Genomic DNA, 12141 nt, shown 5'->3' with positions numbered 1-12141 from the left:
CATGAAACAAGATGATATTAACTATGAAACGGTTGAACAATTAGTTCAAGCATTTAAGCGGCTCCGCTACACGGAAATGAAACAATCCTTTCCCGTCATGGAGTGGAAGAGAAACGAAGCCAAAGCCTTGATGTTTTTAAATGAAGGAACCGGACGGGAAGGCAAAATGGTAACGGAAGTCAGCCAGGCTCTGCATGTCACCTCTCCTTTTGTGACGCAGCTTTTAAACAGACTCGAGAGCAAAGGGCTGATTATCCGGCAGATGGATCAAACGGACAGGCGGATCGTCCGCATTTTTTTAACAGAAGCGGGAAAAAAAGCGGCAAACGAAGTTCATAACAAGACGAATCAATGGTTTTGCCAGCTCGTCTCTTATCTTGGCGAGGCTGAGAGCAAACAGTTTGCCTCTTTGATTGATAAAATGTCCGATTTTATGGAAATGGAAAAGTCAGATAAAAAAGAAGGGTGACATATGATTTCTCTTTTAAAATATTTAAAGCCTTACAAGCTGCAGGTCATTTTTGTGGCGCTTTTTACGCTGCTCGGCAGCCTGCTTGAGCTGTATTTGCCGACTTTGATGGCTGATGTCGTTGATGTCGGCATTGTCAATTCAGATATTACATATATCCTGAAAACCGGCGTGTGGATGGTGGCTTGCTCACTCCTTGCGATTTTGATGACAATAGCGAAGGCTTTTTTCGCTTCCAAAGCGGCCCTTGCTTTTGGGAGAGACATCCGGAGAGAGCTGTTTGTGAAAGTCGAGCATTATTCGATGGATGAGTTTGGAAAAGTCGGCTCCTCTTCCCTCATCACCCGGACGACAAATGATGTCAAACAAATACAAGATGTGCTCAATATGATGCTTTCGCTGATGACGAGAGCTCCGTTGATGCTGATGGGGGGGATCGTGCTGGCCGTATACCGGGATGCAAAGCTGTCTCTGATTTTTGTGGCGGCGCTCCCGATCTTGGCGGGACTGATTTTTCTGATCACCAGAAAGGCCGTTCCCCTCTTTGGCGTCCTGCAAAAAAAGACGGACCGCCTCAACCTTGTGCTTCGCGAAGGACTGACAGGGGTCCGCGTCATCCGCGCTTTTAATCGGGTGGATGACGAAAAAGAAAGATTCCGTCAGGCCAATCAGGTATTTCGCGATACCGGCATCGCGGTCAATCGAATCATGGCTTTTTTGTTCCCTGTAATGATGATCATGATGAACTTTACAAACATCGCCATCGTCTGGTTTGGCGGAATTCGCATTGATCAGGGCAGCTTGCAGGTCGGAAATTTAATGGCCTTTCTCCAATATGCATCCATGATTCTGATCGCTTTGATCATGCTTGCGATGACATTCGTGATGATCCCGAGGGCTCAGGCTTCCGCCAGCCGTATTAATGAGGTGCTGATGAGCAATCCGAATATGACCGATTCAACCAGGCCTGCAGAAAACACCGGGCTGCACGGGTATGTTGAATTTCAAGATGTGACGTTCCGTTATGCCGGAGCTGAAAAACCCGTCCTCGAGAACATCTCGTTTCAGGCTAAGCCCGGTGAAACGACCGCGATTATCGGAAGCACAGGTGCGGGGAAAACAACAATTCTGCAATTGATCCCGCGATTTTTCGATGTTGAAAAAGGCGCGGTGCTCGTAAACGGAATCGATATCAGAAAGATCCCGCAGAAAGATCTGCGGGAGAAAATCGGGTATGTTCCGCAGAAAGCGTCTTTATTCAGCGGCACGATTAAAGAAAATATCCGCTTCGGAAAAGAAGACGCGACAGACGAAGAAGTGTTAGAGGCGCTGGAAACCGCCCAGGCATCTGAATTCGTAAATGATAAGGAAAACGGAATCGACTCCAATATCGAACAAGCCGGCGCCAATCTGTCAGGCGGACAGAAACAGCGGCTATCGATCGCCCGCGCGCTCGTCAGAAAACCGGAAATCTATCTGTTTGACGACAGCTTTTCAGCGCTGGATTATAAAACTGATCAAAAGCTCAGAAAAGCGTTGCAGGAAACAACTGCTGATGCGGCCGTCATCATCGTCGCCCAAAGGGTCAGCACGATCATGGACGCTGATCAAATCATAGTTTTAAATGAAGGAAAAATAGCCGGAATCGGCACACACCAACAATTGCTGGCAGAAAACAGCATTTATCAAGAAATCGTCGCATCCCAGCAGAGTGAGGAGGAGAGCGCATGAGTAAGAAAGAGCAACAGCATTCCGGCTCTATGTCTCCCAATATGCAGCAGCCAAAACCGAAAGAATTTAAGAAAACCATTTTAAGGCTGGCCCGCTATTTGAAGCCGCGGACATTTCAGCTCGTCCTGGTTGTTTTTGCGGCAATTTTATCAACCTTGTTTAATGTCATCAGTCCAAAGCTTCTCGGAGACGCCACCTCCTCCCTCTTTGCAAGCTTTACGAAAGGCACCGGCGTTCAGTTCGGATTTCTCGGGAAGATCACGCTGATCCTTGCGGGGCTGTATCTTCTTTCGGCTTTCTTTACATTTTTGCAACAGTATTTAATGGCCGGAGTGGCGCAGAAAACAATATTCGAAATGCGCCAGGAAGTCAATGAAAAACTGTCACGGCTTCCGTTAAAATATTTTGACAAACATCCGCACGGAGATACGCTCAGCCGCGCGGTTAACGATATCGACAACATCAACAACTCGCTTCAACAGGCGCTCACACAAATGATCACATCGGTGATTACGATACTCGGAATCATCATCATGATGCTGCTGATCAGTCCGGTGCTGACGCTTGTCGTATGCATCACCATTCCGCTCAGCATGCTTGCCGTCAAACTGATTGCATCTTTTTCACAAAAGCACTTTGCCGAACAGCAGAAAGAGCTCGGCTCCATAAACGGCCATGTTGAGGAAATGTTTACCGGACATCAGGAAGTGAAAGCATTCGGTCATGAAGACAAAGCGATTCAGCAATTTGATAAAATGAACGAGCGTTTGTACGAATCCGGCTGGAAATCGCAATTTATCTCCGGATTGATGATGCCGATGATGACGTTCATCGGCAACCTTGGCTATGTGTTCGTCAGCATCACGGGAGGTATTTTTGTCTTAAACGGAACATTGCTGGTCGGCGGCGTCCAGGCTTTCATTCAATACACCCAGCAGTTTTCCCAGCCGCTTGTTCAAGTCGCCGGAATCGCGAATACGATCCAATCGGCGATCGCTTCAGCAGAGCGGGTGTTCAGCCTTTTGGATGAAGAAGAAGAGATGCGGGAAACGCCTGCAGATGTCGATCTTGCGGCATTATCAGGCGATGTATCGTTTGAACACGTCGCCTTCGGCTATGATAAAAACGTTCCGGTGATCCATGATTTAAGCCTTGATGTCAAAGAAGGCCGGACGATTGCGATTGTCGGACCGACCGGCGCCGGAAAAACGACGATTATTAATTTACTGATGAGATTTTATGAATTAAACAAAGGCACCATCAAAGTCGGCGGCATGGATCTTAAAAATCTGTCGCGTGAACAGGCAAGAAGCATGTTTGCGATGGTTCTTCAGGACACATGGCTATTTAACGGAACGATCCGCGACAATATCGCCTACGGCCGTGAAGGCGCAACAGACGAAGACATCATTCAGGCGGCAAAAGGAGCCTACGCCGACGACTTTATCCGCACCCTTCCTGACGGCTATGACACGATACTAGGCGAGGATGCGCAAAACATTTCCCAAGGGCAGCGGCAGTTGCTGACGATCGCCAGAGCGATTTTGGCTGATCCAAAGATTTTGATTTTGGATGAAGCAACAAGCAGCGTCGACACCCGGACAGAAATGAACATTCAAAAAGCGATGAACAGACTGATGGATAACCGTACGAGCTTTGTCATCGCCCACCGTCTTTCTACGATTAAAGATGCGGATCTTATTCTGGTCATGAAAAACGGAGATATTATTGAAAAAGGAAGCCATGATGAGCTGCTTCGCCAAAATGGCTTTTATGCTGATTTGTATAACAGCCAATTTTCACAGGAAGAAGCCGCCGGCTAAAGGAAAGGCTGTGCCTAAGCGTCAGGAAACGCTTTTTGGGCACAGCCTTTTTTATTTACATCGTTTCCGATACGCGGCGGACACCCGGACGTCCATTCTCACAAATGAATGAGGCGACGGTGCTGATCGGCCCGCCGGGTTTTGAGACATAATCGAGAAGCCGGTAGTCGCTGCGCCAATATTGCTTGGTCACCGTGCAGCGCACATAGCCGCGCTGATCATTAAAGAATTTCAAATGAGGGTTTTCCATGTAAAGGATGTCCGGATCTTTGATCGTATTCGCTCGATCTCCCCCCGATGTCACGGAGGTTCCGGCAAATTCAGCGCCGACTGTTGTGGAATTGGGATTGTCATAATCGCTTTTGATGTCGAATACCCAATTCGTGTGAACGTCGCCTGTCAGGACGATTGGATTGGCAATATGCTGTTTTTGCAAAAATTCGACAAGCTCGTTGCGTTCGGCCGAATAGCCGTCCCACCCATCCATCGGCAGTACCTTAGTTTCACCTGCCTGATGATCCACTTGTGAAAAAAAGACTTGCTGGGCGAGTACGTTCCAAGTCGACTGTGAACGGCGAAGTCCGTCATACAGCCATTTCTTCTGTTCATGGCCTAATATGCTCCTTGAAGGATCTGTCGATTCAAAGCTCGGCGGTTTATTGCCGTCTTGATTGGCCTGGTCGTCCCGATATTGACGCGTATCAAGGATATGGAATTCTGCCAGATCGCCGCAGGTCACTTTGCGATACATCTGCATGTCCCCTCCCCTAGGCATCGACGAGCGTCTGAGCGGCATATGCTCATAATAGGCCTGGTAGGCGCTTGCCCGCCGCAAAATAAAACGGTCAGGAGATTGGTCTTTTTCAGGGATCAATCCGGCATAATTGTTTTCAACATCATGATCGTCCCAAGTCACGATCCACGGAAACAGCGAGCGGGCGAGTCTGTAGTCGGCATCATACAAGTATTGTGCGTGGCGTGTTCTGTAGTCTTCAAGCGTCAAGGTTTCCGCGCCTTTATGAAGGCGGACGCACTTAGAGGAAGTCCCCGGGCCATATTCATAAATCGCATCGCCTAAATGCAAAACAAAGTCGAGATCTTCTTCGGCAAGCCGGCGGTATGCGGTGTAATATCCTTCTTCAAAATGCTGGCATGAGACAAATGCGAATACAAGCCGATCCACTGCGGAGGTTTGGAGAGGAAGCGTCTTCGTCCGGCCGGTTTGGCTTGTTTCATAACCCGCATGGAACCGATAATAATAAACAGTGTCAGGTTCAAGCCCCTCTACTTCGACATGAACGGAATGGGCGTACTCGCGCTTGGCCGCCTCCTCTCCCTGCTTGACAACTTCCCGGAAATCAGGATCGCGGGCAACTTCCCATCTTACCATCACATCTTCCGGAGGCATGCCCCCTCCATTCAGCGGCTCAGGTGCAAGCCGGGTCCACAGCACGACACTGTCTGGAAGAGGCTCACCAGATGAGACTCCTAACGTAAACGGGTATGCGGTAAACCGCGGCACTTTCTCTGCCGCTGTCCTTCCGTCTGATTCTGCTGTCCGAATGCCTGCGGTTTTCTCGTGAAAAGACTCTGAAACATTGATTTTCATTGCACAGTCTCCTTTACGATTAAAATGAAAAACAGCCCGAGGCTTTCACGGCAGACTACTTTTCTTCCGCATCTCGACTTATTTGTAAGCGTTATCATCCCTTTCGTCTATTAAACTATTCTGTTGTTTAAAATGTAACAGATAGAAAAAGAGATGTAAATAGATTCCATCGCAAAAGTGAATATTCTGCGGCTAATCTAAAAATCATAAAACAGATCCTTATATAATGCCCGCATTTCTTTTCACTGCATTTTCAAAGCGCGACTTTCGCCCAATTGACAATTTTTTCAAAACATGTCCGTTGAAATGAACGCACAAAGAGTGATAACGTATCTTTATGAATCGGTTCATGGACATCGAATGATTCGAAAAAGGAGAGGTACCATGGCAAAATCAATTCAATCCGGCAATCGTTATGCAAATTGGATTCCGATGAAAGAAATCAGCTCAAATGAAGATCAGCTTTTTCCGTTTCCGATTTACAACCGGCTCCGAAAGACTAGCCCGGTGCGTTATGATCAAGATCGAAAGTGCTGGGATATCTTTGCCTATGAAGATGTTCAGTACGTATTAAAAACGCCAAAGCTTTTTTCATCAAAACGGGGCGGCGACATGGAAGGAAAAAGCATATTGACGATGGACCCGCCAAGGCATACAAAAATGAGGGCGATCGTCAATAAGGCTTTTACCCCTAAGACAGTGAAGCAGCTGGAAGCGCACATCGAAGAAGTGACCGCTTTTCTGCTTGATGAAGCGAAAGACAAAGAGACATTTGATATGGTCGAGGATTTGGCCGGACCGCTTCCGGTGATTATCATTGCTGAGCTCCTCGGTGTTCCTACCGAAGACCGGCGCATCTTCAAACACTATTCCGATATTTTGGTTTCAGGCGCGAAAGACAGCTCAGATGAAGCCATCAAGCAGATGAACAAGCAACGGGAAGAAGGCAGCGAATTTTTAAGAGGCTACTTTAAAACGATCATTGAAGAACGAAAAAAAGACCCCAAAGAGGATTTGATTTCGCTTTTGATTCAGGCTGAAGTGGAAGGAGAAAGATTGACAGAAGACGAACTGTTGGGATTCTGCACGATTCTTTTGGTAGCGGGCAATGAAACGACAACCAATTTAATAGCCAATGCCGTCCGCTATCTGACAGAAGATCCAAAAACGCAGGAGACCGTGAGAGGCGACCTGTCTCTCGTCCCTCATCTCGTTGAAGAAACGCTGCGCTACTACCCTCCCGTGCAGGCGATCGGCCGCATTGCAGCCCAAGACACTGACATCAAGGGTGTTACGATTCCAAAAGGTTCTACCATCATCAGCTGGGTGGCTTCAGCCAATCGGGATGAAACAAAATTTGATGATCCTGAAGCCTTTAGGCTTGATCGCAAATCAAACCCCCATATGAGTTTCGGGTTTGGCATCCATTTTTGCCTGGGAGCTCCCCTCGCCCGTCTGGAAGCAAATACTGCGCTCTCATATCTCTTGCGGCACGCTTCAATTGTAAGAGAACCATCAGAGAAGCTCGAAGCGATTCAAAGCCCGTTTGTTTTCGGCGTCCGCCGCCTGCCGGTACGCCTTTTATCTCAATCATAAAAAAGGACAAGGCCCTGGGGGGCTCTTGTCCTTTTTCGTTTGCTTTAAGGATTTGTTGACCACATGCCTGCGGATTTAATGAAAATACGCGGATGTAATTTAAGCTGGGCCACCATGAATTCCGCAAGATCTTCAGGCTGCATGACACGCTCAGGGTTGCCGTCGGTTAATTTTGAATCGATCGCCAAATCTGTGGCGACTGTGCTTGGCGTAAGTGCGCTCACTCTGATGTTGTGCTTTCTGACTTCCTGCATTAAGGATTCCGTCAAGCCGAGAACAGCAAATTTAGATGCGCTGTAAGCGCTCGTGCCTGCTGCCCCTCGTTGGCCGGCTGTAGAAGATATATTGATGATGTCCCCTGTCTTTCTTTCCACCATTTCAGGCAAGACGGCGCGGGTTACATTGTATACGCCCATCAGGTTGACCTGGATGATATTCTCCCATTCTTCAGGTGTCTGTTCAAGAAAACCGGCAAAACCGCCGATTCCGGCATTATTAATCAGAATATCAATGTGGCCAAGCTCTTGTTTCACCGCTTGAACCGCACTTTCCACGGCTTTTAAGTCTTTTACATCGGCTTCTGCAATCGATACGTTTACACCGAACGCCTTCAGTTCTTCAGCCGCTTTTTCAAGATTGGCTTTTGTCCGTCCGATCAGAGCGACATGAACGCCCTCTTTAGCCAGGGCGATGGCGGCTGCACGGCCGATTCCTCTGCCTCCGCCCGTAATCAGAGCTGTTTTATGTTGTAGAGACTGCATAGTAAAACTTCCTTTCCATATGTATGTCACATGAAAAGTATAAAGAAATCCCAATACGCAAACAAATAAAAAGCTCAGCCCCGTATTTCACCCCGTATAAATATCAGCCATTTGTCATAAATCCGCTGTTGAGATTTTTTAAGAAACACCCTGACAATTTTATTGTAAAAATGGGACAGACCAAGTATACTCATATAGTTGCCAATCGTAAGAAAAAAATCTATATAATGGCGGTGGAGACACGTAAACAGATATGACGAAAATCCAGAACATAACATGAAGAGGGGGAAGTAAAACCGAACTGGTATTCACTTTCCGGGAAACCTTCATTTGATCAATATGTAAGCTGTGCCTAAAGGCCGGAACAGTGACGCGGCTTTGGCACCATTGTAACGATTAGGAGGAATGGTATGGAAAAAAAACTTAATTCTAAGGCGATAATGATCACCTTTATGATTGGCGCATTTTTTGCAATATTGAACGAAACCTTGCTCAATATTGCATTAACTGAATTAATGACGGTATTCAGCGTGGATGCTGCGACTGTTCAATGGCTGGCGACAGGGTTTATGCTTGTCATGGGTGTGTTAATGCCTGTTTCCGCATTGCTTATTCAATGGTTTACGACAAGACAGATGTTTATCGGCGTGATGACCGTTTTTCTGGTTGGGACATTGATCGCCGCTTGTGCGGTGAACTTTCCCATGCTGCTCGCCGGGCGCATGATACAGGCCGTCGGCACAGGGTTGTTAATCCCTATTATCATGAATGCCTTGCTGTTAATTTACCGTCCGGAAGTCCGCGGCAAGGTTATGGGGACGTTCGGACTGGTGATTATGTTTGCTCCCGCAATCGGTCCTACGCTGTCAGGCGTCATCGTTGATTTATTAGGCTGGCGCTGGCTGTTTATCATTGTGATTCCTTTTGCAGTATTCTCGATTCTTTTTGCGATGAAATATTTGCAAAACGTCGGAGAAGTGACAAAGCCGCGTGCGGATGTGTTGTCGATCATCCTTTCAACCATTGGAATCGGAGGAATGGTCTACGGCTTCAGCAGCGCAGGTGAAGCTGAGCACGGATTTGCGTCCGTGACGGTCATTTCCGTGATCGTGATCAGCTTTATCAGTCTGCTGCTGTTCGTGCTCCGACAATTGAAGCTGGACGAGCCGTTATTGAATGTACGCGTGTTTGCCTATCAAAATTATACGCGCGGGGTCATTCTTTTTATCATCGTCATCATGGCGATGTTTGCTTCTGAAATTGTGATGCCGATGTATTTACAAGGCCCGCTCGGCCTTTCTGCCAAAACCGCCGGGCTATTGCTGCTGCCGGGTGCGCTATTAAACGGCCTCATGTCGCCTGCCATGGGCGCTTTATTCGACAAGTTCGGACCGAGAAAACTGATCATTCCCGGAACGATCGTATTGGTCGGTGTGATGATTTTCTTCAGCAATATCGGCCCGTCGATACCGATATGGTGGTTTATCGTGGTATACATGATATTGATGCTGTCCATCTCCGCGATCATGATGCCTTCACAGACGAATGGATTGAATGAGCTGCCAAAGCATTTATATCCTCATGGAACGGCAATCGCCAATACGTTGCAGCCTGTTGCCGGCGCGCTTGGCGTTTCGGTATTTGTAAGCATCATGAGCCAAGGTCAGCAAAGCTTCTTGGAAAAACATCAGGCGGCTTCAGCCGGCAAACAGCTCATAAATGAAGCAATGACACACGGTGTCCATCATGCCTACTGGTTTGCCTTGGCTTTAAGCTGCGCCGCTTTCTTTATTTCATTACTAATTAAAAAAGCTGTTGCGCCCGATTTTGACGAAAATTAATATCTGCCTGCGGCTTTTTTACTCCCCCGGTGTTCTCTTCCGGGGGTTTTTTCATCCAGCACGCCATATCATTTCCCCTTGGCCGCTAGGTCAGCCAGCTGTCGCTGAATGTCTCTTACTTAGAAAAAATGATGTGTTTGTATAGGAAAACCGGCAACATGACTTGATCAGCATATATTTTCAGAATTGACGGGATGTTGTGACATGTTATAATGCTAGAATCATAGTTATTTTACCGGAAAGGAACGTATTCCATGGAATCTTATATTCAGCAAAGGGACGGCATTTTCAAATCGGTATGTTCACTTGACTGCCCGGATCAATGCGGTCTTCTTATTCATAAAAAAGATGGCAAAATCGTTAAAATACAGGGTGATCCCGATCATCCTGTCACACAGGGCAACATCTGCAACAAAGTACGCAACATGACTGAGCGGATTTATGATCCCAAACGACTGAAAACGCCGCTGAAACGAACGGGCCCGAAAGGATCAGGGGCATTTGAACCGATCAGCTGGGATGAAGCGATTGAAACGATTCGCTCCCGCTGGATGGAGCTGATTGAGAAAGACGGCGCAGAATCTATATTGCCCTACAGCTTTTACGGCAACATGGGCAATCTGACAGCCGAAGGAATGGACAGGCGCTTCTTCCACCGCTTCGGATCAAGCCAGCTTGACCGGGCGATTTGCACGCCTGCCGGTTCGACGGGCTATAAATACACAATGGGCGGAAGCATCGGCACAGACCCGGAACATACAACAGAGACGAAGCTGTTTATTTTTTGGGGAATCAATGCGGTATCAACGAACATGCACCAGATCACGATCGCTCAGAAAGCGAGAAAAAACGGCGCGAAAATCGTTGTAATTGATGTTCATAAAAATCAGACCGGCCGAATGGCGGACTGGTTCATCCCGGTCCTGCCGGGAACGGACAGCGCCCTCGCCCTCGGCATCATGCACGTTTTATTTGCCGAAGGCCTGGCTGATGAAGCGTTTCTTCAAGAATATACGGTCGGTCATGAAGAGCTCCGCCGGCATGTTTTGCAATATGATCCAGATACGGTTGCGGCAATTACCGGCGTTCCCCGTGAGGATATCATCAAGCTCGCCCGCCTGTATGGAAAAACTTCCCCTTCCCTTATCCGCATTGGGAACGGGCTGCAGCATCACGACAACGGCGGGATGATTGTCAGAACCATTGCCTGTCTGCCCGCGATTACCGGTCAATGGACGGTAAAAGGCGGAGGTGCGATTAAAGGCAACACAGCATTTTTAGCCTATAATACAAAGGCATTACAGCGTCCGGATTTGTTAAATGGCAGAACGCCGCGGGTGATCAACATGAATCAGCTCGGCAAATCCCTTTTGGAAATCGCCGACCCGCCGATCCGTTCTTTATTTGTCTACAGCAGCAATCCAGCTGTTGTCGCTCCTGAAGCGAACAAAGTCAGAAAAGGGCTTGAACGCGAAGACCTGTTTACGGTCGTGCATGATTTATTTTTGACGGAAACCGCACGGTATGCCGATATTGTGCTGCCGGCCTCTTCCGCTTTTGAAAATACAGATTTTTATACATCGTATTGGCATCACTACACGCAAATTCAAAAACCCGTCATCGAAAAGTACGGTGAAAGCAAATCGAATACAGAGGTGTTCCGCCTTTTGTCAGAAGCGATGGGCTTTGATGACGAGCCTCTGAAGGATTCGGATGAAGAGATGATCAGGCAGGCCCTCGACTATCCCGAAAACCCCTGGCTTGAAGGGATCGATTACGACAGTTTGTCTGAAAAGCATTTTGTGAAAGCAAAAAGAGAAGCGATTTTTCCTGACAGGCTCCCGACGCCAAGCGGAAAAATCGAATTGTATTCCAAACAGATGGAGCAGGACGGATATCCGGCTCTGCCGACCCATACTCCCCTTGCGGAGACAAGTGACTATCCGTTTTTATTTGTGCCTGGGCCAAATCATAATTTTTTAAATTCGACGTTTTCAAATAATGCAAAACACATCAAACTGGAGAAAGAGCCAAAGGTACATCTGAATATAAAAGATGCGGAAGCAAAAGGCATCAAAGACGGAGACGCCGTGAAAATTTGGAATGACCGCGGGGATTGTGTGCTGACTGCAGCGGTCGGAGAAAACGTCCTGCCCGGCGTAGTGGTCAGCCAGGGGCTGTGGGCCGATGCAGAGGGAAAAAATTATCTCGTCAATGCGTTGACACCTGACCGATTAGCAGATATGGGCGGCGGTGCAACCTTTTTTTCCGGAAAAGTTGACATTCAAAAAGGGTGAGTATGAAAAAGACC

Annotated in this window: 8 protein-coding genes; 6 read left to right on the top strand and 2 right to left on the bottom strand. The window is 47.6% G+C overall.

Annotated features, from left to right (window positions below; translation table 11 throughout):
* The first annotated feature begins 1 nt into the window (after window position 1).
* Genes BTR1S_RS05555 through BTR1S_RS05545 form a run of 3 tightly spaced genes read left to right on the top strand, consistent with a single transcriptional unit; the run spans window position 2 to window position 4023 of the window.
* Window positions 2–469, top strand: a complete 468-nt coding sequence (locus tag BTR1S_RS05555) for a MarR family winged helix-turn-helix transcriptional regulator (RefSeq protein ID WP_006637178.1) — start codon at window positions 2–4, stop codon at window positions 467–469.
* A gap of 3 nt (window positions 470–472) precedes the next feature.
* A complete protein-coding gene (locus tag BTR1S_RS05550) occupies window positions 473–2200 on the top strand; it encodes an ABC transporter ATP-binding protein (RefSeq protein ID WP_029418800.1) in 1728 nt (575 codons plus the stop codon).
* Window positions 2197–4023: an ABC transporter ATP-binding protein gene (locus BTR1S_RS05545; protein ID WP_029418799.1), complete on the top strand. Its 1827-nt coding sequence runs from the start codon at window positions 2197–2199 to the stop codon at window positions 4021–4023. The genes BTR1S_RS05550 and BTR1S_RS05545 overlap by 4 nt, the downstream gene beginning before the upstream one ends.
* 55 nt (window positions 4024–4078) lie before the next feature.
* Here BTR1S_RS05545 and BTR1S_RS05540 read toward each other — a convergent pair whose 3' ends face one another.
* Window positions 4079–5632, bottom strand: coding sequence for an alkaline phosphatase D family protein (locus tag BTR1S_RS05540; protein ID WP_029418798.1), 1554 nt, complete (start codon window positions 5630–5632; stop codon window positions 4079–4081).
* Window positions 5633–6016: 384 nt separating this feature from the next.
* Here BTR1S_RS05540 and BTR1S_RS05535 point away from each other — a divergent pair, with 384 nt between their 5' ends.
* A complete protein-coding gene (locus BTR1S_RS05535; RefSeq protein WP_029418797.1) occupies window positions 6017–7228 on the top strand; it encodes a cytochrome P450 in 1212 nt (403 codons plus the stop codon).
* A gap of 44 nt (window positions 7229–7272) precedes the next feature.
* Here BTR1S_RS05535 and BTR1S_RS05530 read toward each other — a convergent pair whose 3' ends face one another.
* Window positions 7273–7989 carry a 3-ketoacyl-ACP reductase gene (locus tag BTR1S_RS05530; protein ID WP_006637183.1) on the bottom strand — a complete coding sequence of 239 codons (717 nt, stop codon included), beginning with the start codon at window positions 7987–7989 and terminating at the stop codon, window positions 7273–7275.
* A 410-nt stretch (window positions 7990–8399) separates the two neighbouring features.
* Here BTR1S_RS05530 and BTR1S_RS05520 point away from each other — a divergent pair, with 410 nt between their 5' ends.
* Together BTR1S_RS05520 and BTR1S_RS05515 are read left to right on the top strand one after the other, a co-directional pair.
* Window positions 8400–9830 carry an MDR family MFS transporter gene (locus BTR1S_RS05520; protein WP_029418795.1) on the top strand — a complete coding sequence of 477 codons (1431 nt, stop codon included), beginning with the start codon at window positions 8400–8402 and terminating at the stop codon, window positions 9828–9830.
* Between the two features lie 254 nt (window positions 9831–10084).
* Window positions 10085–12127: a molybdopterin oxidoreductase family protein gene (locus tag BTR1S_RS05515; protein ID WP_029418794.1), complete on the top strand. Its 2043-nt coding sequence runs from the start codon at window positions 10085–10087 to the stop codon at window positions 12125–12127.
* Window positions 12128–12141: the final 14 nt, after the last annotated feature.

This window comes from Bacillus sonorensis NBRC 101234 = KCTC 13918, assembly GCF_001592005.1.
Classification (GTDB): domain Bacteria; phylum Bacillota; class Bacilli; order Bacillales; family Bacillaceae; genus Bacillus; species Bacillus sonorensis.
The sequence above is the reverse complement of the archived record's forward strand: the minus strand, read 5'-3'. Positions and strand labels throughout refer to the sequence as shown.

Excerpts from the sequence above, each read along its gene's own strand:
- BTR1S_RS05540 (WP_029418798.1), bottom strand. The coding sequence starts at position 5,632 with ATGAAAATCAATGTTTCAGAGTCTTTTCACGAGAAAACCGCAGGCATT.
- BTR1S_RS05545 (WP_029418799.1), top strand. The coding sequence starts at position 2,197 with ATGAGTAAGAAAGAGCAACAGCATTCCGGCTCTATGTCTCCCAATATG.
- BTR1S_RS05555 (WP_006637178.1), top strand. The coding sequence starts at position 2 with ATGAAACAAGATGATATTAACTATGAAACGGTTGAACAATTAGTTCAA.
- BTR1S_RS05515 (WP_029418794.1), top strand. The coding sequence starts at position 10,085 with ATGGAATCTTATATTCAGCAAAGGGACGGCATTTTCAAATCGGTATGT.
- BTR1S_RS05550 (WP_029418800.1), top strand. The coding sequence starts at position 473 with ATGATTTCTCTTTTAAAATATTTAAAGCCTTACAAGCTGCAGGTCATT.
- BTR1S_RS05520 (WP_029418795.1), top strand. The coding sequence starts at position 8,400 with ATGGAAAAAAAACTTAATTCTAAGGCGATAATGATCACCTTTATGATT.
- BTR1S_RS05530 (WP_006637183.1), bottom strand. The coding sequence starts at position 7,989 with ATGCAGTCTCTACAACATAAAACAGCTCTGATTACGGGCGGAGGCAGA.
- BTR1S_RS05535 (WP_029418797.1), top strand. The coding sequence starts at position 6,017 with ATGGCAAAATCAATTCAATCCGGCAATCGTTATGCAAATTGGATTCCG.